This window comes from Mucilaginibacter sp. KACC 22773, from assembly GCF_028736215.1.
Taxonomy (GTDB): domain Bacteria; phylum Bacteroidota; class Bacteroidia; order Sphingobacteriales; family Sphingobacteriaceae; genus Mucilaginibacter.
On sequence record NZ_CP117883.1, the window covers coordinates 868,618 to 894,414 of the forward strand.

General features: G+C 41.7%; 25 protein-coding genes and 1 tRNA gene. 21 read left to right on the plus strand and 5 right to left on the minus strand.

The window, feature by feature from the left end; all coding sequences use genetic code 11:
* Nucleotides 1–16: 16 nt before the first annotated feature.
* Nucleotides 17–484 (minus strand): hypothetical protein, encoded by a 468-nt coding sequence (locus PQ469_RS03675; protein ID WP_274211780.1) that lies wholly within the window; start codon nucleotides 482–484, stop codon nucleotides 17–19.
* A 309-nt stretch (nucleotides 485–793) separates the two neighbouring features.
* Between PQ469_RS03675 and PQ469_RS03680 the strand changes: the two genes are divergently transcribed.
* Entirely contained in the window at nucleotides 794–1,447 is a 654-nt protein-coding gene (locus PQ469_RS03680; RefSeq protein WP_274211781.1) for a DedA family protein, read from the plus strand.
* A gap of 162 nt (nucleotides 1,448–1,609) precedes the next feature.
* Here PQ469_RS03680 and PQ469_RS03685 read toward each other — a convergent pair whose 3' ends face one another.
* The 3 genes from PQ469_RS03685 to PQ469_RS03695 form a co-directional block, all read right to left on the minus strand.
* Nucleotides 1,610–2,302 (minus strand): TapB family protein, encoded by a 693-nt coding sequence (locus tag PQ469_RS03685; RefSeq protein ID WP_274211782.1) that lies wholly within the window; start codon nucleotides 2,300–2,302, stop codon nucleotides 1,610–1,612.
* Between the two features lie 96 nt (nucleotides 2,303–2,398).
* Nucleotides 2,399–3,256 (minus strand): zinc dependent phospholipase C family protein, encoded by an 858-nt coding sequence (locus PQ469_RS03690; RefSeq protein WP_274211783.1) that lies wholly within the window; start codon nucleotides 3,254–3,256, stop codon nucleotides 2,399–2,401.
* Nucleotides 3,257–3,520: 264 nt separating this feature from the next.
* Entirely contained in the window at nucleotides 3,521–4,279 is a 759-nt protein-coding gene (locus tag PQ469_RS03695) for a class I SAM-dependent methyltransferase (protein WP_274211784.1), read from the minus strand.
* A gap of 498 nt (nucleotides 4,280–4,777) precedes the next feature.
* Between PQ469_RS03695 and rpsT the strand changes: the two genes are divergently transcribed.
* The 11 genes from rpsT to PQ469_RS03750 all read left to right on the plus strand — a co-directional run bounded on the left by rpsT (nucleotide 4,778) and on the right by PQ469_RS03750 (nucleotide 17,032).
* Nucleotides 4,778–5,032 (plus strand): 30S ribosomal protein S20, encoded by a 255-nt coding sequence (rpsT, locus tag PQ469_RS03700; RefSeq protein WP_090642860.1) that lies wholly within the window; start codon nucleotides 4,778–4,780, stop codon nucleotides 5,030–5,032.
* Nucleotides 5,033–5,118: 86 nt separating this feature from the next.
* The gene (gene radC / locus PQ469_RS03705) at nucleotides 5,119–5,817 is read left to right on the plus strand and encodes a RadC family protein (protein ID WP_274211785.1); all 699 of its coding nucleotides are present in this window, start codon (nucleotides 5,119–5,121) and stop codon (nucleotides 5,815–5,817) included.
* 64 nt (nucleotides 5,818–5,881) lie between these two features.
* Complete coding sequence (locus PQ469_RS03710) at nucleotides 5,882–6,292, plus strand: hypothetical protein (protein WP_274211786.1); 411 nt, start codon at nucleotides 5,882–5,884, stop codon at nucleotides 6,290–6,292.
* A 110-nt stretch (nucleotides 6,293–6,402) separates the two neighbouring features.
* On the plus strand, nucleotides 6,403–8,802 hold the full coding sequence (pheT, locus tag PQ469_RS03715) for a phenylalanine--tRNA ligase subunit beta (protein ID WP_274211787.1): 2,400 nt from the start codon (nucleotides 6,403–6,405) through the stop codon (nucleotides 8,800–8,802).
* A gap of 121 nt (nucleotides 8,803–8,923) precedes the next feature.
* Complete coding sequence (locus PQ469_RS03720) at nucleotides 8,924–9,214, plus strand: hypothetical protein (RefSeq protein ID WP_090642877.1); 291 nt, start codon at nucleotides 8,924–8,926, stop codon at nucleotides 9,212–9,214.
* Between the two features lie 21 nt (nucleotides 9,215–9,235).
* Nucleotides 9,236–9,526, plus strand: coding sequence for a cell division protein ZapA (locus PQ469_RS03725; RefSeq protein WP_090642882.1), 291 nt, complete (start codon nucleotides 9,236–9,238; stop codon nucleotides 9,524–9,526).
* A gap of 231 nt (nucleotides 9,527–9,757) precedes the next feature.
* Nucleotides 9,758–11,323, plus strand: a complete 1,566-nt coding sequence (gene rny / locus PQ469_RS03730) for a ribonuclease Y (RefSeq protein WP_274211788.1) — start codon at nucleotides 9,758–9,760, stop codon at nucleotides 11,321–11,323.
* A 65-nt stretch (nucleotides 11,324–11,388) separates the two neighbouring features.
* Nucleotides 11,389–11,934 (plus strand): Mpo1 family 2-hydroxy fatty acid dioxygenase, encoded by a 546-nt coding sequence (locus PQ469_RS03735; protein ID WP_274211789.1) that lies wholly within the window; start codon nucleotides 11,389–11,391, stop codon nucleotides 11,932–11,934.
* Between the two features lie 104 nt (nucleotides 11,935–12,038).
* Entirely contained in the window at nucleotides 12,039–15,290 is a 3,252-nt protein-coding gene (locus tag PQ469_RS03740; RefSeq protein ID WP_274211790.1) for a TonB-dependent receptor, read from the plus strand.
* A 141-nt stretch (nucleotides 15,291–15,431) separates the two neighbouring features.
* Nucleotides 15,432–16,115 carry a hypothetical protein gene (locus PQ469_RS03745; protein ID WP_143065383.1) on the plus strand — a complete coding sequence of 228 codons (684 nt, stop codon included), beginning with the start codon at nucleotides 15,432–15,434 and terminating at the stop codon, nucleotides 16,113–16,115.
* Nucleotides 16,115–17,032, plus strand: coding sequence for a hypothetical protein (locus PQ469_RS03750; protein WP_143065384.1), 918 nt, complete (start codon nucleotides 16,115–16,117; stop codon nucleotides 17,030–17,032). Before PQ469_RS03745 ends, PQ469_RS03750 begins: the two co-directional genes overlap by 1 nt.
* A 113-nt stretch (nucleotides 17,033–17,145) precedes the next feature.
* Here the strand turns inward: PQ469_RS03750 and PQ469_RS03755 are convergent, their stop codons facing one another.
* Entirely contained in the window at nucleotides 17,146–18,900 is a 1,755-nt protein-coding gene (locus PQ469_RS03755; protein ID WP_274211791.1) for a bifunctional lysophospholipid acyltransferase family protein/GNAT family N-acetyltransferase, read from the minus strand.
* Nucleotides 18,901–18,974: 74 nt separating this feature from the next.
* Here PQ469_RS03755 and PQ469_RS03760 point away from each other — a divergent pair, with 74 nt between their 5' ends.
* From PQ469_RS03760 to PQ469_RS03800, 9 genes are all read left to right on the plus strand, one after another.
* Nucleotides 18,975–19,841: a ComEA family DNA-binding protein gene (locus PQ469_RS03760; protein ID WP_274211792.1), complete on the plus strand. Its 867-nt coding sequence runs from the start codon at nucleotides 18,975–18,977 to the stop codon at nucleotides 19,839–19,841.
* A complete protein-coding gene (locus PQ469_RS03765; protein ID WP_274211793.1) occupies nucleotides 19,838–20,365 on the plus strand; it encodes an adenine phosphoribosyltransferase in 528 nt (175 codons plus the stop codon). Before PQ469_RS03760 ends, PQ469_RS03765 begins: the two co-directional genes overlap by 4 nt.
* A gap of 727 nt (nucleotides 20,366–21,092) precedes the next feature.
* On the plus strand, nucleotides 21,093–22,271 hold the full coding sequence (locus PQ469_RS03770; RefSeq protein ID WP_274211794.1) for an acyl-CoA dehydrogenase: 1,179 nt from the start codon (nucleotides 21,093–21,095) through the stop codon (nucleotides 22,269–22,271).
* Nucleotides 22,272–22,497: 226 nt separating this feature from the next.
* Nucleotides 22,498–23,121 carry a hypothetical protein gene (locus PQ469_RS03775; RefSeq protein WP_274211795.1) on the plus strand — a complete coding sequence of 208 codons (624 nt, stop codon included), beginning with the start codon at nucleotides 22,498–22,500 and terminating at the stop codon, nucleotides 23,119–23,121.
* A gap of 239 nt (nucleotides 23,122–23,360) precedes the next feature.
* Nucleotides 23,361–23,768 (plus strand): hypothetical protein, encoded by a 408-nt coding sequence (locus PQ469_RS03780; RefSeq protein WP_274211796.1) that lies wholly within the window; start codon nucleotides 23,361–23,363, stop codon nucleotides 23,766–23,768.
* Between the two features lie 133 nt (nucleotides 23,769–23,901).
* Nucleotides 23,902–24,096, plus strand: coding sequence for a 30S ribosomal protein S21 (gene rpsU, locus PQ469_RS03785; protein ID WP_090642938.1), 195 nt, complete (start codon nucleotides 23,902–23,904; stop codon nucleotides 24,094–24,096).
* Between the two features lie 48 nt (nucleotides 24,097–24,144).
* Nucleotides 24,145–25,092 carry a tyrosine-type recombinase/integrase gene (locus tag PQ469_RS03790; protein ID WP_337993754.1) on the plus strand — a complete coding sequence of 316 codons (948 nt, stop codon included), beginning with the start codon at nucleotides 24,145–24,147 and terminating at the stop codon, nucleotides 25,090–25,092.
* A gap of 14 nt (nucleotides 25,093–25,106) precedes the next feature.
* The gene (gene hpf, locus PQ469_RS03795) at nucleotides 25,107–25,454 is read left to right on the plus strand and encodes a ribosome hibernation-promoting factor, HPF/YfiA family (RefSeq protein ID WP_090642946.1); all 348 of its coding nucleotides are present in this window, start codon (nucleotides 25,107–25,109) and stop codon (nucleotides 25,452–25,454) included.
* 249 nt (nucleotides 25,455–25,703) lie between these two features.
* Nucleotides 25,704–25,776 (plus strand) — tRNA-Thr (locus PQ469_RS03800).
* Nucleotides 25,777–25,797 lie beyond the last annotated feature (21 nt).

Here is a 25,797-nt window from a genome sequence, read left to right on the forward strand (position 1 = left end):
ACAGCGTTCAATTTTCCTACTGCTTATCAAAAACCATGGGTGAAGCAACGCAACTGGCATTAAATGGGCAGGTAAAGTAAAGTGAAAGTTTATTTTTAGGCCCGTTGAGCGACAGGCCGTAAGCAGCGGTTTTGGGGCCGTCAACGGGGGTAAGTTCGGTTACCGGGCCGTAACTGTTTTTGGAGTTTGAATAATTTACCTGGTCGAACATGATTAACGAATCATTTTTGATGCTATATTTCCCGGTGCTTCTAAAGCGGTATCCTATTATTTTTTTGGTAACCGAATCTGTGGCTATAATATCGTATTGAAACTGGTTGCCATTTTTGAATTCATATTGTTGAATTCCCTGGAATTGCAGGATAGCCCATTTCCCGGTAATATTAATGGTCCCGCTTGCATCCTTTTTACAGGCAGAAAAGGCAAATGCTAAAACAGCAGTTAAAAGGCTGAAAATTTTGATAAGGGTAAGTTTTGTTTTCATATTGATAATTACGCACAAACAGATGCTGCTGATACAGTTGAGGAGTTTTTTGTTAAAGTACCCTCATCTGCCAATCGCTGCCGCGAGTGTTTAATTTGTGCAACAACATGGTTTCATTTTCAGCTTTGCTGTGAAGCCGAAGGAGTCGGCCAACGTATTTATTCAATACCATTCTGCTAATTCTCTTTGCGTAAAATAAATTTACCCTGTTACCCTATAACAACCATTTGCGTCACCAGCAAAAGTTTAAAAGCAATTGCAATGGGGCTTTTATGTTTATATTCCTATTTTTGGGCAAAATTTAAAAAAGTGGAAGTAATAAAAAGCATCATCGATTTTATATTGCATATAGATAAGCACCTGGTACAAATAACCAGCGCCTACCAGGGTTGGACATACCTGATCCTGTTTGCCATTATTTTTGCTGAAACCGGTTTTGTTGTTACCCCATTTTTGCCCGGCGATTCGCTGCTGTTTGCGGCAGGCGCCCTTATAGCCGGCGGCAAATCGGGACTTGATATCTATTTACTGGCAATTATCCTGGTGATTGCTGCATTTGCGGGCAATACTGTAAACTACCTGTTGGGCAGCTACCTTGGCCCCAAGGTGTTTAAGGAACAAAATAAGATACTGAAGCTTGATTATTACCTTAAAACTAAAGCTTTTTTTGACAAACATGGCGGTAAAGCGGTAATTTTTAGTCGCTTTTTGCCCATCATCCGCACAGTGGCGCCGTTTGTAGCCGGTGTTGGCCATATGCCATTTTTGCGTTATAGCCTATATAATATTGTGGGCGGGGCTGCCTGGGTGCTTAGTTTTTTAATGATAGGCTTCTTTTTTGGTAATATCCCGGTGATTAAAGAAAACTTTACCATTGTGGTAATGGTAATTATCCTGGTATCGGTAGTGCCGCCTGTTTATGCTGCTATAAAAGCAAAAACGGATAAGAATACAGCCGGGTAATACAATACTTTTAAAGCATCCCACAGGACAGGTGACCCGCATGAAACACACTTAGCATGTGGGGTGCCGAAACAATTCGGCATGACATTGGGGATTAAATCGTTGCCATTTCCCCTTCAGAATCCGTGGATCTTACCCCCCGGATTGATTAATAACCTGAATTTAATTCACCGAATCGAGCAAGGTTGTAGCCACCAGTTTACCATCCTTGCCATAGGTTTCTGATTTGGCAAAACGGCCCAGCTTTGGTGCAAACCATTCAATAACTTTTATTTGAAAAGGGATGGATGTGCCCATCATACTAATCCTGAAAACGATATCATTGGTTATTTTAAAACAATCAAAACTGCCGGCTTTGGTTGTTACTTTCTCCTGCTTTTCGACTTTGCGGTTATTAATATTTAATTGTACCTGGCCCATTTGCGTGCCGTTGCTGCCAACGTTAATGTTAAGGGCTCCGTCGTCAAGCTTTTGCCCGGCTTTCAGGTTTATGGGGTAGCTCAGGTATTTAGTATCGCCGGTCATTTCCATGTTTCCTAATTGCCTTAATGAAGCCGCCGGGATAAATGTTTTCATGTCAATTTTTATAGCCTGCCCGGTACATATAATTTCAGAATTTCCGGAACCCATTGATTTGCCGGTTTTATCAAAAAGTTCTATCCGGGCGTTTACGGTGGCGGCATCTTTCCTGTTGGTATTGCACACCATCGATCCCATGGGTTTGCTATCGCCGCCCTGGTTAACGTATGTGAATTTTTTGCCGTTTACATTGCTAATGAACGGACTGCAGTTTTGTGCCGATACCTGGCAAACAAAAGATGTAATAAAAATTATAGCAGGAATTATTTTTTTCATGGAATTGATTTGTTGAACATTAAAACTACAAAACCATTGCGATATTGTGGATATGAGCCCATATGTATTTTAACTCCCCCTTCAGGGGGCCGGGGGCTATGGCTGCCCGGCATCCACCCAGGCCGAATACCAGAAACTGCCCACCGAAAGTATGGATGCCCGCATTTGCCGCTCGATCATGCCTTTCAACGCTTTTTGATAGGCGAGACTGTAAGCTTCCGAGTAGTCTTTAATCTCTTTTTTGCCATGCAGCACCATGCTGTATTTTTTACCGGGAGGATAGCTTTTGTTTAATATCCTTTCGAAACGCAAAACTGTATCTGCGCTTTTAAATGATGCCCTGCAAATCCGAAAGGCCTCGGCTAACGGGTTTTCTATATAGCGGGCCTTACCTGCCTTTAAATTGTACTTATCGGCAAAAAGCTCGGGGATGCGGCTTTCCCATAGGGCATGGATGCCGGTTTGGTTGGTAAATTGCCCATTGTAGTTGATGGTAAGGTGCAAGGGTACATGGGCATCGGCAATGTAATGCCCAAGGTTGGCCGAAGTATTCAGGACAGCCAAGGTGTCGTGAGCCTTAAATGCCCTTACCAGTTTATAGTACTGGTATTGAATGGTCCAGGGAACGGTGCCGTACTTGTTTAAGGTATCGGCGGTATATTTTTTGGCGGCGTCCTTCCATTTTTGCGGCATGGCGGCCCATGGTTTTTTACCATAATAGTCGGCATCAAAAAAATGGCGGGGGGCTTCGGTGGAGTCTACGTAACGGCGTTTGTCGGCGCTTACGGCATGTTCCACGATATAATCGATATTTGACTTGTAAAACCCAATCATACCCTTAGGTAGCGTATAAACGGCCAGTTTGTTGATGCGGTAATGCGCGAAGAAACCCCAGGAGGAGCACAGTAATATTAACCCGATACCCGATAAGCTTAAAACGATGGCCCGCTTCATGAGGGTAAATATGGGTTTAAGTTTTGGTTTTTTTGGGTGGATTTTAGTTTTTTAGCTAAATTGCCTTTTATAGAAATAAACATGAAGTTGTTATCAAGCTATCTGCTGAAAAAAATAAAATTGATTATCTCGATTTTTAGAAAAAGTAACGCTTTAAGCGAAACAGATCACCTACTATCAACATCAGCAAACAGGGAACGCCTGGGGGAATCTATCGAACAATTGAAATCCGGGAAAACGATCAGCTATAATTTCGATAAATAATTACAACTTCCCCACATAAACCTTCGTGTCATAATTAATGGTAATAAAACCATCCTGCTGATACCGGGCGAAAAGGATTTTGAGGTCGTTCATCATAGCCTCATACCCGGCCTCTTCGCGGGTGGGCATATATGATGACGACAGCAGGCGCCCCGTTAATCCTTCCAAATCAAAAACCTGTTTGTTTGCAAATACTTTGAGCCGGAAAGTTTCGGGCGCAAAAAAGGCGCCTATCTGCTCATCATTAATATTCCGGTGATCAACTTTCACATAATCGTTACCGTGGGCAACGATGAGTTGGTCATATTCAATCTCAAAGTCCGAACTTGTTTTTCGTTCGTTCCAAATCAGCACCACAATCCCGGCAGGCCTTAGTACGCGCTTAAACTCCGCCCTTGATTTTTCCCGGTCGAACCAATGGAAAGCCTGGCCGGCTATAATGAAATCGATGCTGCCAGTTTCCAGGCCGGTATTTTCGGCGGTGCCATTCATGGCTTTGAAGCCGGGATAATTGCCCAGTAGCTCAAACGATTTAGCACGCATCTCCTGGTTGGGTTCAATGGCGATCACTTTGTATCCGGCATCCAGGAACAGGGCGGTGGATATGCCGGTACCCGCGCCAATATCGGCGATGAGTTTGTCGGCGGATAGCTCGTAATCGTCTTCCAAAAATTCCACAATTGTTTTGGGGTAGTGTGGCCGGTACTTTACATAATCGTTTACCCGGTTGCTAAACCTGGTTGTGCTGTTGTTGGTCATTTTTAGGTTGATTGGGTTGGATTGAGTTAGATTAAGTTGATTGAGTTGGATTAAGTTAAGATTAAGTTGATTGAGTTAAGATTAAGTTGATTGAGTTAAGATTAAGTTGATTCGTTTGAGTTATTACCATGATTTGTATACACTAAACAATATGCCATTGGTACGAAATGTTTTAAAAACTTTGCCATCTAACCCTAACTTAATCAACCTAATCTAACCCAATCAACCAATCAACTAATTTGCCATCTAACCCCAACTTAATCAACCTAATCTAACCCAATCAACTAATCAACTAATTTGCCATCTAACCCCAACTTAATCAACCTAATCTAACCCAATCAACCAATCAACTAATTTGCCATCTAACCCCAACTTAATCAACCAAATCTAACCTAATCAACCAATAAACTTTTTTAAAATAGCATTTGCAATAATCAAATTATCGCCCTATATTTGCAGTCCTTAAAATAAGTATAAAAAAGAATAACAAGCTATACGATGGCAAATCATAAATCATCTTTAAAAAGAATCAGGTCAAACGCTGCGAAGCGTCTGCGCAACAGGTACCAGGCAAAAACAACCAGGAACGCTATTAAAAAATTAAGAAACACTACTACTAAAGCTGATGCAGCTGCATTGTTAGGTAAAGTGATTTCTATGCTTGATCGTTTAGCTAAAAAGAATGTTATTCACAAAAATAAAGCTTCAAATAATAAATCGAAGCTTACTAAATTTGTAAACGGCTTAAGCTAAATCTTAGCTTTTAACGATATAAAAAAAGGATCATACCAGCGGTATGATCCTTTTTTAGTTTCCATGCTTTTTCATACTTTAATGCCGTGGAAAACTACGAAAACAAGATCGGCATAAAATCATGGGCCGAGGCCGACCGTCCGCGCGAAAAACTCAGTGGCCAGGGCAGGCGGGCACTTACCGATGCCGAACTGATTGCCATCCTTATTGGCTCGGGCAGCCGCAACGAAACGGCTGTCGAACTTAGTAAACGCATCCTGCACCATTACGAAAATGATTTGAATAAGCTTGGAAAAGCTTCTATATCAGAACTTTCTAAGTTTAAAGGGATAGGCGAGGCCAAGGCTATTTCCATCATCGCCGCCCTTGAAATTGGCCGGCGCCGCAACGATACCGAAAGCCAGGCGCCCGATTATATCAACTCCAGCAGAGATGGCTACAATATTATGCGCCGCCATTTGATGGACCTGAATCACGAAGAATTCTGGATAATTTTATTAGGCCGTTCGCAGAAGGTACTGGGTAAGGAACTGATTAGCAAGGGTGGGTTAGCCTCCACCGTGTGCGATCCTAAAATAATTTTCCACGCGGCCCTGCAATACCAGGCCAGTGGTATTATATTGGTGCACAACCATCCATCGGGTAACCTGAAGCCAAGCCAGGAAGATATTTTGCTTACTAAAAAGCTCTCTGCCGCAGGCCGGATGCTGGACATAAGCGTGTTTGATCACCTGATTATTACCGACAATGGATACATGAGTTTGGGAGATGCGGAGATGATGTAAGGCAGATGTGCAGATTTCAGATGATAGATGTGCAGATGCTTTTGACTATAGATATGCAAAGGTTATGAATTTTGATTTTTTAAGAAAACTATTTAAGGATAATCAAATGCGTGTTTATGACGTGCCGGGCCTGCTTGATGCGAGCGAAACGGAAGAGCAACTTGTACGTGACTTTGTGAGGTTAACGCCGGTAGATAGAATGAGAAGTATTATAAAGTACGGCGAATCTGGTAACAAAGAATACTTCTATTTATTAAAATGGGTTGTTTTTTACGATCTGGATAAAAGTATAAAACTTGCGGCGCTGAAGCGGATACATTTGTTTAAAAGTAATTCAGATGTAGTGACAGTATTAAACGAATTATCGCATCATACTGAAACGCTTGATTTAGAGCCTTATTATTCCATGGCCTTAAGTCGAGTTGGGATGATTTCAGAAAATGAATTTAAAGAAAGGATGAATAATGCAAAGTAATCGCCTTTAGTATCTTTTTTGTTTCCTTGCATCTGCACATCTGAAATCTGCATATCTGCACATCACTATTCACCCTAAATTGTATCTTTGCCGATTATCATTTCTGAATAATGAAGATATCGTATAACTGGCTTAAAGAATTTATTGATACCGATAAAACTCCGCAGGAAATTTCGATCATCCTTACCGGCACCGGTTTGGAGGTGGAGAGCCTGGAGAAAGTACAACCCATTCCCGGTGGCCTGGAAGGGCTGGTTATTGGTTTTGTAAAGGAGAGCGTTGCCCATACCAATTCAGACCACCTGCATGTTACTAAAGTTGATGTAGGCGGCCCCGAAGACCTGCAAATTGTTTGTGGAGCCCACAATGTGGCCGCAGGACAAAAAGTGGTTGTAGCCACTGTAGGTACTACAATATACCCAACCGTAGGCGAACCATTCGCTATAAAGAAATCGAAGATCCGTGGTGAGTTGTCCGAAGGGATGATCTGTGCCGAAGACGAAATTGGTTTAGGTACCGACCATGCCGGCATCATGGTACTGGATGATGACGCCGTAGTAGGATCGTTAGCTAAAAACTATTTTAAGCTGCACGACGATTATATGTACGAGATAGGTTTAACGCCTAACCGTGCCGATGCCGTATCGCACCTGGGTACTGCCCGCGATATTGCCGCGTTTTTGAAAATAGGGATCAGGAAACCTGATGTAAGCGCATTTAAGGTTGACGATACCAGCCGCACCATTGAGGTTGTGGTTGAGAATGAGCAGGCAAGCCCGCGTTATGCCGGCTTAACTATCAGCGGTGTTGAGGTTAAAGATTCGCCAAAATGGTTAAAAGAACGGTTGGCTGTAATAGGCCTGCGTTCTATCAACAACATTGTGGATGTTACCAACTATGTGTTGCATGAATTGGGCCAGCCGCTGCACGCGTTTGATGCTGATGAAATAACCGGCGGCAAAGTGCTGGTTAAAAACTACCCCGAAGGAACAGTTTTTAAAACGCTGGATGATGTTGACCGCAAACTATCAGAAAACGACCTGATGATAGGCAACGCCGACGAGCCTATGTGTATTGCCGGTGTTTTTGGTGGTGCCAAATCTGGTGTTAAGGAATCTACCAAAAATATCTTTTTAGAAAGCGCTTATTTCAATTCGGTATCGGTACGTAAAACGGCCAAGCGTCATGGTTTAAAAACGGATGCATCGTTCAGGTTTGAGCGTGGTACCGACCCGGATATGCCTGTGTTTGCTTTAAAGCGCGCCGCTTTGCTTATTCAGCAGGTTGCAGGTGGCAAAGTATCGTCGCAAATCTCTGATCATTACCCGGCCCCGGTCGCGCCTTTTGCGTTCGAGGTTACATATAAAAATATCGACAGGCTCATCGGCCAGCAAATTACGCATGGCGAGATCAAGGCGATCATCGAGGCGCTTGACATTAAGATAGTGGGTGAAACTGCGGACTCGCTATCATTGGAAGTTCCTCCATATCGTGTTGATGTAACCCGCGAGGTTGATATTGTGGAAGAGATCCTTCGCATTTACGGGTATAACAATATTCATATCCCAACCCAAATCAGGGCATCACTTAACAACTCGCAAAAAAAGGAGAAGGATACGGTTCAAAACCAGATTTCGGATTTGCTGACAGCCAATGGTTTCAATGAAATACTTTCAAACTCGTTAACCAAATCGGCCTACTCAGATAACCTGGATGTGGCTGTAAAAATCCTGAACCCGCTAAGCAGCGACCTGGATGTAATGCGCCAAAGCCTGCTGTTTTCAGGATTAGAAGCTATCGCCTACAACCAAAACCGCCGTGCTGCCGATTTAAAGTTTTATGAATTTGGTAAAGTATACAGCGTTAAGGATGATAAATATAGCGAGGTACAACGCTTCTCGGTATTCATCACCGGCGCCGATGCAGCCGAGCAATGGAACGCAAAGCAACAGCCGGTTTCGTTTTATAACTTAAAAGCAATTGTTGATGGTATTTTACAACGCCTGAACATTACCGATTTTGTGGTTGAAGATGCTACCTGCAGCAAACTGGCCTTCGGCTTACAATACATGCTGAATGGTAAACAACTGGTTAAGTTTGGCCCTGTTGGCGGCACTGCCCGAAAAAAAACCGACGTAGATAAAGAGGTTTTTTATGCCGACTTTAACTTCGACCTGGTATTGAGTGCAGTGCGTAAAAATGTGATCGTTTACCAGGAGGTTTCTAAATTTCCTGCCGTAAGGCGCGACCTTTCAATGCTGATAGATAAGTCGGTTTCGTTTGGTCAGTTAAAGCAAATTGCCCAGCGTACCGAGCGTAAGCTTTTGAAGGAAGTAAGTGCATTTGACGTTTACCAGGGCGATAAGCTGCCCGCCGGTAAAAAATCGTACGCGCTGAGCTTTATCATCCAGGACATTGAAAAAACGCTTACCGATAAGGCCATCGACTCGGTAATGCAGAAATTAATTTATAATTTAGGAAAAGAAGCAGGAGCGGAGATAAGGAAGTAATTAGTGAATGGGTGAGTTAGTGAATTAGTGATTTTAAAATTTGTTTTGCTATTCACTAAATCGCTAATTCACTAACTCACCAATTAAAACTTCACTAACTCACTAATTCACTAATTAAAACATGCCTTCATTAGCAGAACAGTTAAACATAATAGTTGATAAAACCGAAAGGTTAATTGAGCTTTGTGCTGCTTTACAGGAGGAGAATGACCTGTTGAAGCTGGAGAGTGAGGCGCTTACTGTTGCACTTGATGCAAGTAAAAATAAGACGAAAGACCTGGAAGAAAAGCTTCGTGTATTGAAACTTGCAAAATCATTTTCAGAAACAAATGAAAAAAGTGTTGACATTAAGCAAAAAATTAACGACTTTGTGCAAGAAATAGATAAGTGTATTGTATTATTAAAAAAATAGTACAAAAAGTGAAAAGCTCAAATGGGAGAAATCTCAATAAAAATAAATATTGCTGACAGAGTTTACCCCTTAAAGGTAAACATGGAGGAAGAAGAAATAATACGCAGGGCGGCTAAACTAATTAATGATCGGATAAAGGAATATCAGGAAAATTATGCGGTGAGGGATAAGCAGGACTTGCTTTCGATGTGTGTGTTGCATTATGCCACATCCTCGTTAAAGGCAGAGAAGAAGGTGAACAACGAAGATACCGATGTTGCCGAAAAGGTTTACCAGTTAGACCACATGCTGAACGAATTTTTTTCGAAGTAATAAACGTTCTTTACATAACATACAGAGCACATTTAAGATTTAACCGCAGTTAAATTTTAGGTTTCACTATTAAAAACTTAACGCTTCAATATGAGCGGATCATGTGGGGCATGCGTTGCTATACGTACCAGCGTAGTCCCGATCCCAACGTCGAAATGAGGTTTTTCAATACATGATACTTAAAAATTAGTTGCGGTTTTTTTATATACATACATACCCAATAAACCTAAAATGGACATATTACTATACGTTATTATCGGACTACTCGTGGGCCTCGGCCTCGGGATAGTCATCGGGCGCTTCCTGTTACGGAAGCTTTTTAAAGACCAGGAAACATCGGCACAAAATAAAGTGAAAAAGATTTTGAAGGATGCCGAAAACAACGCCGAGATCCTGAAGAAAAACAAGTTACTGGAAGCCAAAGAAAAGTTTTTGCAAATGAAAGCAGAACATGAGCAGGAAGTAACCAACAAAAATAACAACATTAACCAGCGCGAGAATGGTGTAAAACAAAAAGAGCAATCATTAAACCAGCGCCTGGAGAATATGAACCGCAAGGAAAGTGAGCTGGATAATACCCGCAAAAACCTGGAGAAACAAACCGAAATTGTTGTAAAAAAACAAGAAGAGGTTGATATCCTGAAAAACTCCCACCTGCAACAGTTGGAAACCATTGCCGGCCTATCGGCCGAGGAAGCTAAAAACCAGTTGGTTGATAATCTGCGCGAGGAAGCCCGCAGCAAGGCCATGATCCAGATTAAGGATATTGTGGACGAAGCTAAGCTTACTGCTACTAAAGAAGCCAAAAAGATAGTTATCCAAACCATTCAGCGTACCGCTACCGAGAGTGCTATTGAAAACACGGTATCGATATTTAATATCGAAAATGACGAGATCAAGGGCCGTATCATCGGTCGCGAAGGCCGTAACATCCGTGCTTTGGAAGCCGCTACAGGTATCGAAATTATTGTTGACGATACCCCGGAAGCCATCATCTTGTCTGGCTTTGACCCGGTAAGGCGCGAGATTGCAAGGTTGGCTATGCACCGTTTGGTAACCGATGGCCGTATACACCCGGCACGTATTGAAGAGGTGGTTGCCAAAACCAAAAAGCAAATTGAAGAAGAAATTGTTGAAATAGGCGAGCGCACCGTTATAGACCTTGGTATTCATGGTTTACATCCTGAGCTTATCCGTATGGTTGGTAGGATGCGTTATCGTTCATCATACGGTCAAAACCTGTTACAGCACTCGCGCGAGGTTGCTAACTTTTGCGCAACGATGGCTGCCGAGTTAGGCTTGAACGTGAAGATGGCAAAACGTGCCGGCTTATTGCACGATATTGGTAAAGTACCTGATGATAACCCCGAACTGCCACACGCTATTTTGGGTATGCAATTAGCCGAAAAATATAAAGAGCATCCGGAAGTTTGTAACGCCATTGGGGCTCACCACGATGAGATCGAGATGACCTCGATGCTGTCGCCGATTATCCAGGCCTGTGATGCTATTTCAGGCGCCCGCCCCGGTGCACGCCGCGAGGTGGTTGAAAGCTACATCAAACGCCTGAAAGAACTGGAAGAACTGGCGCTATCATACCCCGGTGTCGAAAAAACATTTGCTATCCAGGCCGGCCGCGAACTGCGTGTGGTTGTTGAAAGCGAAAAAATAAGCGATGCACAATCAGAAGTGTTAGCGGCAGATATTTCAAACCGTATCCAAACGGAGATGACTTATCCCGGCCAGATAAAGGTTACCGTGATCAGGGAAACCCGCTCGGTGGCGTTTGCTAAATAGTTTTAATAAAAAAAATCAATGCAAACCCTTTCGGCTTATACCCGGAAGGGTTTTATATTTGTACCGTGGCCAGCAAAAAAACAGCAAACGATAAAGGCAGGGCGCAAGCCGATGCCAAAGCTAACGAAAGTATTGCCCGGCAATACATTAACAGGTATGCACTAAGTCACCAGGATCCAGCTAACCAGGTGATACATTATATATGTGTGCCCTTGTTAATGTTTAGCGTATTTGGGTTGCTTTGGGCTATTCCTTTTCCCTACTTTAAATTTTTAGGAACATATAACGGGTATTTTAACTGGGCGTCATTTGCCATCGCGATAGCGGTTTATTATTACCTGCGTATATCGCCGCTTATTTCGTACACCATGCTGTTTGTATTGTTAGGGTTTAGCTATGTTATCATGACGTTGTTAAGCTGGCAAACAACAGGCGGCCCGGCAATGTGGCTGGTGTGCCTTATTATTTTTATTCCCTCGGCATGCCTGGTATTAATTGGTAACACCCGCGAAAAAACTTTCGCGCAATATGGGTTTAATTTAAAGCTGTTACCTATAGCCCCTGTTTACCTTGTGTATATACTTTTAAAGAAGTTTGGTATTAATAGCTGATATATTTAAATTATAGTTAATGTTAACAGCTGGGTATAAATATAATCTTGTGTTAACATTGGGGTAATATTGTAGCGCAACCTTTGTGTTCAAAATAAACACAAATGAAAAAGTTATACTTTATCCTTTTATCACTGCTCATTATTGGAGTTGCTAATGTTGCCAATGCGCAAATTACCACCTCGTTAGTAAGCGGAAAAGTTACCGACCAAAAAGGCGTTACCTTGCCTGGTGTAACCATTACCGTGCTTAACACAAGTACCGGTACACGTTACGGCTCACAAACCAACGGCGATGGTCGTTACACAATTGCCAACGTTAACCCGGGTGGCCCCTACACCATCACTGCTTCTTTTATCGGGTTTAAAAAAGATGAAAGAACTGATATTACCTTAAGTTTAGGTACAACAACCTTAAACTTTGCCCTTGCTGATGAAACAACAACCTTATCGGAAGTGAAAATTAAGGGCACGGCAGGTGGCACCAAAACAGGTGCAAGTACCCGCATTAATCAAAACCAGATTAAAAACCTGCCTTCAATTAACCGAAGCCTGCAGGATTTAACCAGGTTAACACCACAAAGCAATAACAACTCATTCCAGGGAACCAACTATCGTTACAATAACGTAACGCTTGATGGTGCCATCAATAATGATGCAATTGGTTTTAGCCCTTCATTAGGAGGCCAAAACAATGCTTCGGGCCAGGTTGGCAGCAGTACCCGTACAAGCCCGGTATCGTTAGATGCTATCCAGGACATCCAGGTATTGGTTGCACCTTATGACATTAAAATTGGTAACGTATTGGGTGGTAGTATAAATGCGGTAACCCGCAGCGGTACAAACGACCTCACAGGAGCAATTTACGGTTATGGCCGTGGCGCTTTCCTGGTAGGCCCCAACAATGCATCGGCTGCTGCCGGTGGCGATGGTTCAAAACTGCCAACAAGCTTCCATGATTACCAAACAGGTATCCGTGTGGGCTTCCCTATCATCAAAAATAAATTATTCTTCTTTACCAACGAAGAAATCGCCCGCCGTGCCGATCCGGTTATCCGCGGTGCCGATGCAAGCGGTTCGAGCCAGATCCTGAGCTTACAAGATGCTCAGAACCTTACTACTGCTTTCAAAAGCTTTACAGGAGGTTTAAGCCCTGGTACCTACCAAAATACTTCTATCTACTCCAAATCAAACAAATTCTTTAACCGTTTGGATTGGAATATCAACGAAAACAACCAGTTAACAATCCGTAACAATACCATTAGTTCAACAGCTACAAACTTAGAGCGCGATCAGCAAAACTTCCGTTTTGGTGGTATTGACTATGTATCTCATAACAATTCCACTTCAACCGTTGCCGAGTTAAAATCAAGGTTTTCAAACAGTGCCAGCAATAGCCTGGTTATTGGTTACTCAAACGTGCATGATTACCGCGATCCTACTTCAGATCCATCGTTGCCGCAAATAGAAATTACTGGCCGCACTCCTGGTACCACCATTTTTATGGGTACCGACCGCGAAGCTGCTATATTTGATATGCACCAAAAAACTGCTGAGTTTACCGATAACTTTACCTTAACCAAAGGCAGACATACTTTTACATTTGGTACACACAACGAGTTTTATAACATCACTTATAACTTTGTTAACTCATGGAACGGTCGTGTTGCTTACAGCAGCATCGAGAACTTTATTAATAACGTTCCGTCACGCGTTCGCGCTAACTTTAACTATACCGACAACAGCCGCGATTATATATTAGCTAACCCATCCGCTAAATTTAACGTTAACCTGTTAAGCTTATATGGCCAGGATGAAATTCAGGTTACTGACAATTTTAAACTGACCGCCGCTTTACGTTTTGATTATGCCGGCATACCTAACAAACAACCATTAAGCGATAAAACAACAGGCGCTAAAGTTGACTTGAATTACGGCAACACATTTACCTATACCAAGCCCCGCGATATCAAACAAAATTATTTGAACAACGTTGAAATAAATCCACGTGTATCATTTAATTATGATGTAAATGGCGATCAGAGTCTGATTATTCGTGGCGGTAGCGGTTTCTTTACCGGCCGTGTACCGTTTGCATGGTTTGGCTATGCGTTTTATAATAACGGCGCAACGTACGGTGCTTATGACAGCAAAGCGGCTCAAAAGCCAAATACTAACCCGGTTTCTACCTCTGCAAATGGCCGTTTAGATTATGTTAACGCGCAGGGCTTTAATACTGCATCTACCGGTGCAACCCAGGTGGATTTAATTGATAATAAATTTAAAATGCCACAGGTTTGGAGAAGCAGCTTAGCTTTTGATTATACAACCGACGATCAGTGGAAATTTACTTTGGAGGGTATTTATACCAAAACCATCCATGACCTGAAATTCCAACAAGTAAATACCAAGGATAGCGTAACTTATTATACTTACGATACTCAAAAACAACAACCAATATTTGTTAATCAAAAAGTTAACTCATCATATACCAATGCTTATGAGTTATCAAACACAAGCCTTGGCTACCGTTACAGCATTACAGCGCAGGTTGGTAAAACCTTTCCGTTTGGCTTAAGTGGTAATGTTGCTTATACTTATGGTCATTCAAAAGATGTTACCAATGGTATCCGTAACTCAATGGAGTCAAACTGGCAGTTAAACCAGGCTTTAAACCCTAACAACCCGGGTTTAGCCAATTCAAACTTTGATATCCGTCACCGTATCGTATCAAACCTTAACTTAAGGCACGATTGGGATGCTGCTAAAAACTATACTGCAAACTTTACCTTCTTCTTTAGTGCACAATCTGGTAACCCTTACACTTACGGTTTTTACCCAAGCGCTATCGACGGAACAGGACAACAAGTTAGCTTAGCTTACATCCCTAAACAAGGCGAAACTGTTAATTTCTTTAGTGATATAGTTGGCGGGCAAACTGCCGCTCAGCAAGCAGCTGCTTTTGATGCTTTCATCGATAAAAATAGCTACCTGTCGTCACGTCGTGGTAACTTTACACAACGTAATGCAGCCTTTACGCCATGGAATAATCAGTTGGATTTCCGTTTTTCGCAAGACTTTAAATTTGGTGGCAAGCACAAACAGGTTATTACTTTTACCTACGATATTGTTAACCTTACCAACTTGCTGAACAAAAAATGGGGTCAGTACTACTTCTCGGCCAATACATTTAACTCAACTTCAAGCATTGGTTTAGCGCCAAAAACTACACCATCGTTTGCTAATGCGGCAACAACTTATCCTAAATATACTTTCCAGGATCCTGGATTGCCTTACTCGGTTGATTTGTTTGCTTCACGCTGGCAAATGCAGTTTGGTATCCGTTACGGATTTTAATAACCAAACAACATAGTTAATATTAAAACGTCCCTGCCGGTTTACCCGGCAGGGACGTTTTTCATTTTGTTAAAATTGCGGGCATACTTTTTAAACACCGAAAATTATTTATATTTTCGGCCCGAAACCTTATTACAACATATGTATTTAAACTATTGCCGTTATCGCCGGTACTCCAAAATTATTCCCCGCTTTCCAAAACTCCTGTTTTTATTTTTTATCCTTAATTCATTTGCCGCAAAGGCCCAGTTTTCATACGGCGAAAGCTCTCAAAAATTTGGCGTAGGCATTAATGCCGACTATGATATGCCCGCGGGCAGCCTCAAGTACACTTATAAAGCCGCTCCTGCTTACGGCGCAAGCTTTTATATTTTTAATGAAAACTGGACTGCCAACGTAAGCGCCGGCTATCGTGTTTATAAGCCTAAACAGGATGTTTTTTATTATGCCGTGGGCGACAACGATTATGGAACCGCTACTTATGGCAACTTCAGGAGCTATATGCTTTATTTGGGTGGTGCCTACAATTTTGAAATCAGTGATGGCTTCCGGGTTTTTGCCGGCGTAAATTTAGGGGCTTATGCAACTAAGTTTTTCTCCCATTCGGTTGATGCTGCTTTTGATAAGACCGAGGATATTAACGAACAGGAACTCTACGGAGCCCCCAAGGCCGGTATAAACCTTAGTTTTGGCGAAAACCTGCAGCTTAATATCCAGGGTTCGTATAATTTTTTTGCTACTACCGGGCAAACATACTATAACTCACGTACCGGCACTTTATATAAATCAATATCAACCGGCGCTGGCTTAATTTATAAATTTTAATGATGAAAAATATTTACCTGGTTTTTATTGCGTTGTTGATTACAGCCGTTACCTCCTGCCAAAAAGATGTTAACCCATATATTACCAAAGCGCAGGTTGATAAAATTGATAGTATACGGCACCCGGCTATAAAAAATGTTGCTTTTATTTACAATAATGAAGTTTACTTTTTAGCTGATTTTACAAGCAAACCACAGAAAATCACGAACAACGGATCGACTAAGAAGTTTATCAGGATGTCGCATGATCATACGAAATTTGCTTACAAAAACTTAGCGGGATCTATTGATATAGTTGATAAAACGGGTAAACTGCTGGCATCATTAACGCAATATAATGATATTCGCAATTTTGACTGGAGCGCCGATGATAAAACACTGTACATCATCAATAGCGATAATGTAGCATTTTACGGGCCGGCCATGAAAGTGCCCGGTGTAATTTATTTTACCGGCTATTACAATTTCATATCAGCCGCTGTATCAAAAAACGGCGATCTCGTGTACCTGCTGCGCAAATATAACTTTGATGCATTGGATCAGTACGAAATGGTAATAAGAAAGGCAAGCGGCGGCGATCCTGTTTTTTACAGGGCCGAGGAGTCGGGTTTGCCGCCTATGGCTACCATTAATTTTGCTGCTAACGGCCTGGATATGGTACTCGGTTTCGAGGGGCCTGGTGATGATGTATCAAACGTTTACCTGTTTGATAATATGGCCCAGTACCCAACTTATAAATTAGGTTTTAATTCCATAAGTACACCTGCTTACCAAAGCAATATTAAATATATGCTTGGAGCGTTTGATGATGATTCGGGAAGTCATTTAATAGGCGCAGTTTATTTGGATACCGATATTAAGGATAATAACAAAACCTTTGCCGGATATGCAGGTGTAAAATACCTGGATTGGAAATAACAATATGAAAATGCTTGTAGTGTTGTTAAGTCTTAAGTTCTAAGTCTTAAGTTGATTTTTTTGACTTAGAACTTCCGACTTAGAACTTAAGACTTAGTACTGCTGACTTAACATTATAAATTTTTACCCAGTTTTTCCAATATATCCTGTGGTACCTGTTCCAGGTCGAGCACCAGGAAGCCATCAAGGCAATCGGCAAATTTAGGGTCGATGTTAAAGCTGATGATTTTGGCATTAAGCGCGATGTACTGGCGTAGCAATACCGGCACTTTCATATTGCGCGTTTCTACTTCCGATATCAGGTTATCAAGCCCCTTAAAACTATCTTCGCCGGCCATCAGCAAGTCGGTATCGATGCTCGAAAAATCAACTTTAAATTTTTTGCGCGGTTTTACATATTGCGCCAGTTCATGATCAAAATGGTTGCGGTTGATATAATCTACGATGAGCGATTTGGAGAATTTAGAAAATGAATTACTGATGCTTACCGGCCCTATCAAATAGCGGTACCTGGGGTTATCAATCAGGAATTTGAGGATGCCTTTCCAAAGTAAAAACAAGGGCAGTGGCTTAGTTTGGTATTCCTTGCGGATCCATGAACGCCCAAGCTCCAAACTTTTACGCAGCACCGGGGTAAACTGAGCTTTTAACTTAAACAATTCGTTAAGGTAAAAGCCTGTTTTGCCTACGCTGTAAAATATCTCATCGCCCAAACCAATACGGTAAGCGCCAACTATAAGTTTGGCCTCAAAATCCCATATAAACAGGTGGTTGTAATAAATGTCGTATTCGTCAAGGTCGATAGCTTTGTTGCTGCCTTCGCCAATTTCGCGGAAGGTTATTTCACGCAGACGGCCAATCTCGCGGATTACATTCGGGATCACCGAGGTTGGTACTATAAATACTTCATAGTTCTTTTCTATCCATATTCTATAGTTATCGCGCAACGGGGCAACCTCTTTTTCAAGTATATCCACGCTTATTTCGGGCACTATATCCTTTGGCTGCCGTTTTATTTTGAAAAGGTTACGCGGGCTAAAAATCTTCTTTTCTTCCTCCAATCCGGTGCCCAAAGCATAGGTACGGGCGCGTAAAAAATTCAGCAGTTTGGCGCTATTATTATAATCGGGCACATCCAATACATTAATGGGTTTGCCTATGCGTAGTTTAATGGTATGGCCTTGCTTGTTAAATAACTCCGACGGTAGTTTGGCCGTGCGCAGGGCTGGGTGTATCATACTGAGCAGATTAAACAATAAGCCGTTGTTGCCATGGAAGTAGATTGGGATAACAGGCACTTTTGCCTTCGCGATAATTTTACCTACTACGGGGTGCCATAAACGGTCGGTTACCTGTTGTTGCTCTACTTTAAAGGTAGATACCTCGCCGGCCGGGAATATGCCTATCGGCGTACCATTGTTTAACAGCTCGAGCGTGTTTTTCAGGCCGCTGATGCTTGAGGAGTGCTCAACATTTTCAAACGGATTTACAGCAATAAAAAAATCGCTCAGGTTGGGGATTTTTTTAAGCAGGAAGTTGGCCATCAGTTTAGCATCCGGCCTTACCGTTAATAACATTTTTAACAACACCAGGCCCTCAATGCCACCGTAGGGGTGATTGGCTATGGCAATAAAGCTGCCGGTTTTGGGAATGTGCCTCAGGTCGCGCTCGTCAAATTCAATATCGATGCCGCATCCTGCTAATATAGCGTCAATAAACTCGATGCCTTGTTTGGGCTGTGCCTGGGCAAACAGTTCATTAACCTGGTTAATTTTCATTATTTCCATCAATAAAGCGGCCAGGCCAGGCATTTTCAGCTTATCAAGTTTAGTGGCTTTGGCAAACTCTTCGGTGGTTATTACTTTCATTTTTTAGATAGATGAATTAATTGTCAAATAGGTATCCTGAAATTTTTATTAATTTACGGTTGATAATGCTGTAAATGAAAACACCTGTAAAAAACTATCTTTCGGTAACCAAAAAAGAATGGAACGGAATGGTAGTGTTGATTATTTTAATAGCATTGATTTTAGCTGCGCCATACGCGTATCTAACCATCCGCAAAGATAATACAATAAATTTTAAAGAGTTTGATAAAGCCGCTGCAATGCTAAGCAAAGCAGATAGTACAGGCACCGCAGCAAGTGGCCCGGCAAGCAGCAGGAGCTCCCTGAAAGCTGCGCTATTTGCATTTAATCCCAACAATTTACCCGAGGCAGAATGGGAAAAACTGGGGCTGAGCGCAGATCAGGTTAAAGTAATAAAAAACTACGAGGCCAAAGGCGGCCGGTTTTATGCCAAAACCGATGTTAAAAAGATATACGCTATAACCGATGCTGACTACAAACGGCTGGAACCCTACATTAACCTGCCGGCCAGCGATAATTACACTAAGAAAGCAGCGCCCGGTGAAATTATAGAAATAAACAGTGCCGACTCGGCTAAGCTGACGATGATCAGGGGCATTGGGCCTTCATTCGCCAGGCGTATTATCAGGTACCGGGACAGGCTTGGCGGTTTTTACAGCAAAGAACAGCTGAAAGAGGTATTTGGTATAGATGATAGCAAGTATGGCGAAATTAAAAACGGCATTGCTGTAAACAACAGCCATATTACCATGCTTGATATCAATAAAGCCACCTTCGACCAACTGCGGCGCTTCCCATACTTGAGCTTTAAGCAGATAAATGCGATAATAGAGTACCACAACCAGCACGGCGATTATGAATCGATAGCTGATATGAAAAATATTGCCATACTTGATGACGGAATTTTGCGTAAAATTGGGCCTTATTTAGTTTTTAAATGATTACCGAGCAAATAAAGAAAGCCATCCGCGATATTCCTGATTTCCCGAAGCCGGGGATAATATTTAAGGACATAACCCCCATTTTAAAAGACCCCGCCCTGTGCGATAGTATTATTAATGCTTTTGTGGAGCAATTGAAGGGTGCCAAAATAGATGTGATTGCCGGGATAGAAAGTCGCGGGTTTTTATTCGGGCTTACGCTGGCTTCTAAATTGGGCGTTCCGTTTGTGCCAATACGTAAGGCAGGCAAGCTGCCGTATACCATAAAGCGCAAGGCCTATAAACTGGAGTATGGCGAAGCGGTAATTGAGTGCCATACCGATGCTTTTGAACCCGGCCAGCACATCCTGATTCATGACGACCTGCTGGCTACCGGCGGTACTGTAACTGCAGCCAGCGAGCTTATTGAAGAGATGGGGGGCATAGTAGCCGGCTTCTCGTTTGTAGTTGAACTGGGCTTTCTGAAAGGCCGCGAGCGGATAGCGCCGATAAGCGATACGTTGGTGGTATTGGCGGGGTATTAACTTTAAAGTATCAGGTAGTTAGTATCAAGTATCAAGATTTTTTGATGTGCAGATTCCAGATGTGCAGATGATTTTGCCTGAACTGAATTTTTAGAATTAATTGAATTAGCCGAATTTTAAAATTCTGAAAATTCTTTAATTCGGTGAATTTTGGTTCAGACAAATTCTTGCGTTAGGGATCGGCGCGGATACCGGCCAGCGTGATTAAGGCCTGTGCAGTATGAGCAAAGAGCCCGGCCACAGGCAACGCCCTTATTAAGTATCAGGTAGTTAGTATCGAGTATCAAGACTTTTTTACCTAAAGAAAGCTACAAATAATTGTAAGAAAGTAATAAAAAATGACAATCCCGGTTGACTTGTGGTTGCTGTCCCCACTGAGGGTCTCTCTAATGCTATTAAATTAAGGCCGATTTAATATCGAACACCGAATATCCAATTTCGGATAATGAAGGAAAAACTTCAGTGTTGGATATTCGAAATTCAGTGTTCGATATTATTTTACACTTCTGCTTCTCTTAATTTAATAGTATAGGAACCCCCGCAAGGACGGAATTGAATTTTTCTGAAAAATATTTTCGCCGCCTTTTCTTACCTAAAAACTATCCTATTCAAACTAAACCTATTATTCATACCGTATACCATTTTGTACTATGATTACCCGGTGTTTTGGATGAAACTTTACCCATACTTTAATCGTTTATTTGTATAACCAGTTATATAAATTAGTATGGAAACCTTATTTACAGACGATCCGGCAATGCATGGATTCGACTTCTCTACCAGTGAAAATCAACGTATGGTGGGCCAGATGGCCAAAGATTTTGCCGAGCGCCACATTAAACCCCATGTAATGGAATGGGACGAAGCGCAACATTTCCCCATTGAATTGTTTAAGCAATTAGGCGAATTGGGCATGATGGGTGTGTTGGTTCCTGAACAATACGGCGGTTCTGGCTTTGGCTATTTTGAATATGTAACCGTTATTGCTGAAATTGCCAAAGTTTGCGGTTCTATCGGGTTATCAGTGGCCGCGCACAATTCGCTTTGCACCGGTCATATCCTGGCCTTTGGTAGCGAAGAGCAAAAAATGAAATGGCTGCCCAAACTGGCCACCTGCGAGTGGTTAGGTGCCTGGGGTTTAACAGAAGCCAACACCGGCAGCGATGCCTTGGGAATGAATACTACCGCCGTTTTAGATGGCGACCACTACATAGTAAACGGATCAAAAAACTGGATTACCCATGGCAAAAGCAGCAATGTGGCTGTGGTAATGGTGCGCACCGGGGCAAAAGGCGATTCGCATGGCATTTCGGCGCTGGTTATTGAAAAAGGTACGCCCGGTTTTACCCACGGCAAAAAAGAAAACAAACTGGGCATGCGCGCATCTGAAACTACCGAACTGATATTTGACAATTGCCGCGTACCTAAAGAAAACCTGCTGGGCGCCGAAGGCGAAGGCTTTAAACAAGCCATGAAGGTTTTGGATGGTGGCCGAATTTCTATAGCAGCTTTATCATTAGGCATAGCCAAAGGCGCCTTCGAGGCAGCCGTAGCTTACTCTAAAGAACGCAGGCAGTTTGGGCAGCCGATAAGCAATTTCCAGGGCATTGCCTTTAAACTGGCCGATATGGCTACCGAAATTGAAGCGTCTGAATTATTGATTATGCAAGCCGCCGACCTGAAGAACCGTCACCAGCCGGTTACCAAACAATCGGCCATGGCCAAATACTTTGCATCAGAAACAGCAGTACGCGCAGCCACCGAGGCGGTACAGATTTTTGGCGGCTACGGCTACACCAAAGATTTCCCGGTTGAAAAATATTACCGCGATGCCAAGCTATGCACCATAGGCGAGGGGACGAGCGAGATCCAGAAGATTGTGATAAGCAGGGAGGTGGCGAGGTAGTTGTGAGTTGTGAGTTGTGAGTTGTGAGTTGTGAGTTGTGAGTTGTGAGTTGTGAGTTGTGAGTTGTGAGTTGTGAGTTGTGAGTTGTGAGTTGTGAGTTGTGAGTTGTGAGAAATTGGCGGACAAGGTAGGCAATTCTGAAAATTCTGATTCAGAAGAGATTACATTTAACAATAAATAACATTCGTAAATAAAAAATGCTTTTTCAAAACTTTATATTTAAAGATTGAAAAAGCATTTTGTCATAACCTTTATCTTATCGATGGCCGTTAATTGTGGATATGCCCAGGATTTAACTTTTAAGCCTCGGCGTATTCTAACAAAGTTAACTGCCGCAGATTCACTGCGTAAAAATAGTAGTGTCACCTATTTTACAGCTTCTCGTCCTGTCATTGAAAGTTTTGTATTATCTGTAGATCAAACCAAGGTAGAAGTGCTCCACGGGCCCCTTTATGATGGCGCAAGAGAATATTATGTTCAAGTGCTTGTAAAGTTAACCAATACATCTGCCGATACTTTACGATATCTCAGTATGTCATGTTCCTGGTGGGATATTTACAGAACAGATAATCAAAATATAAATGTTTTTTCACCGAATATCTGTTATAAAAATTCGCCTATAACTTGTTTGGTACCGCCTCATCAGTTTGTAATAAGGAACATTATCGTTTTGGTTCCCAAAGAAATGGCATCTGTAATTTTTAAAATAGGAATGGCGGTGCAGAGGAAATTCGTTAACAGTTTGCTTAAGGATGAGGTGTTGCTAAGTTCAATTGCACCGACAAACCAGCATATAATATGGTCTAATTATGTAATGGTTTCGCAGTGGAAGGCTAAAAAAAGCAGGTAGTTCGTTAATGCTTTAATTAAAGTTGAACAGGCTGTTTGCCAAAGGCATTAGATTAAAACATATAATGTATATTAGTGCCTGTTAGCTTATTAATTTATATGTCATTTCGTTTACTGACACTTGTATTTTGTATAAGCCCGTTTATCCTTTTTGCTCAGGCTTGACCCAAAAAAGCAATTAAGAAATTAGGAGCAAATCCTATCTACATAATAGATAGCGTACGCGTATCTAAGCAGGAAATGATGGACTATGATGCTAAGCAGGTTACCTTAGTTCATGTACTCACCGATTCCGATGCAATAAATGGATATGGACAAGAAGCTATCGATGGTGTTGTTTTAATAGAGTCAAAAAAATTCGCAACAAAACGGTATATAAGATTTTTAAGAAAGGTATCTGCCCAATATGATAGTGTTTATAAAGCAACTAATACCGATACTACCTTTCAATATGTAGTGAATGATAAAATACAGAAGGGCGACTTTGCAGGTAATCTTGCTTTGATCGATAACGATAATTTTTTGGCTTTAACACTACTTACCGCAGAAGAATTAAAACGAGATTACGGTATTAATGATAAACTTATTGGCATTTTGATTAAAGCACGCAGGCCGGATAACCTTTTTAATGGCAAGAAAAAATTTTAATCATTGGTAACTCACATTTAACCATATTGTAGATAAAGGCATTACCCCAATCAACTATTTCAACTTCCCTATTTGATATTCAAAACCAAATAGTTAACTTTGCCCTCCCTTGAAAGGAGGTATTTAGGAAATTATGATCATTATTAACGTAAAAGACGGCGAATCATTAGACAAAGCATTGAAACGCTTCAAAAAGAAATTTGAAAAAACAGGTGTTTTAAGAGAGCTTCGCAGTCGTCAGGCTTTTGAAAAAAAATCTGTAACCCGTCGTCATGTTGTTAAACATGCCATCTACAAGCAAAATATGAACTTAGAAACCACTGTTTAATTCTGTCAAAAGAATTTTTCAGTTTTCTTAACACTATATTAAAACTATTTGTACATTCAATCTCTGGATGTTCAAATAGTTTTTATGTTTTTAGAGCGTTTTATCCAATATATTAAGTTCGAAAAACGGTACTCTTCACATACCGTATCGGCCTATCAATCAGACCTGGATCAGTTTATGCTCTTCCTCAACAACCCTGGTGATGCCATCGTTGTTCCCGAACCCATAATTACCCATCCCAACCAAATTACGTATCATGACATCCGCAACTGGATGGTGAGCATGATTGACCATAAATTAACCGGCCGGTCGGTTAACCGCAAGATGGCCACCCTGCGCAAGTATTTTAAATTTTTATTGCAGGAGGGCGTTATTACGCAAAACCCCGCATCAAAAATTCGTTCGCAAAAAATACCTAAGCACTTGCCGGTAGTAGTTGAGGGCACAAGCCTTACTCAAATGCTGGATAACGATATTGTTGCCGACGATGACTTTGAAGGCATGCGCAACAAACTTGTAGTTGAATTATTGTTTGGCACCGGTATACGCCTTGCCGAGTTGTTGGGCCTGAAAGATAGCGACATTAACGATTATGAAGGCACTTTAAAAGTATTGGGCAAACGTAATAAAGAACGCATTATACCTATCAATACCGAACTGCGGATATTACTTGGGCGGTACCTGGAGTTAAAGAAAAATCAAAATTTTCATAACATTTCGGTAATGTTAATCGTTACAAGTAAAGGTACCGACGCTTATCGGCAACTAATTTATTTGATAGTGCAAAAATACCTCTCTAACATATCAACCCAAACAAAAAGAAGCCCGCACGTGCTGCGGCACACATTTGCTACAAGCTTACTCAACAATGGGGCCGACCTGAACTCCATTAAAGAACTTTTGGGGCACGCTAACCTTAGCGCTACCCAGATTTATACACACAATTCAGTTGAACGATTAAAGTCTATTTACAAACAAGCCCATCCAAAGGCGTAATTAAAGGAGGAAACATGAAAATTACAGTGCAATCAATTCATTTTACCGCAGACAGGAAATTATTAGATTTTATTCAGAAGAAAGCTGATAAGCTGGATACGTTTTATGACCATATTATAAGTGGCGAGGTTTACTTAAAGCTTGAGAATGTGGAAGATGAGGCAAATAAAATTGCCGAGATTAAATTATTATTGCCGGGTAACCAGATTTTTGCCAAAGAGAAGTGCAAAAGTTTTGAAGAAGCAACGGATTTGGCGGTTGAGAGCCTGCGCAAGCAGATTGAGAAGCATAAACAGAAGAAAGCAATAGCCGATGCTGCTGCCAAAAAGGTAATACTAACCGAGGTAGAAGAAGGATTTTAATATAAAAAAGGCCATTTTATGGTTAAAATCGACGGGTTTATAGCCCGTCGATTTTTTTTGATAAAAAATTTTGCAGCGGGGTATTTTTTTGTAGATTTGCAATCCCTTTCAGAGAGGTGCCAGCGTAGTAAAATACTTTGTAAATTTTTGTAAAGAATGTTCTTTAAAATATAAAAAACTTATTAGTTTTGCCGCTCGATAAACGGAACCCCTGGGTTACGGTAATTGAAAGAGTAAAATAAAAGATAAGCCTCCTTAGCTCAGCTGGTAGAGCGACTGACTTGTAATCAGTAGGTCATTGGTTCGATCCCGATAGGAGGCTCTGTTTTTTTCGGAGGTGTGA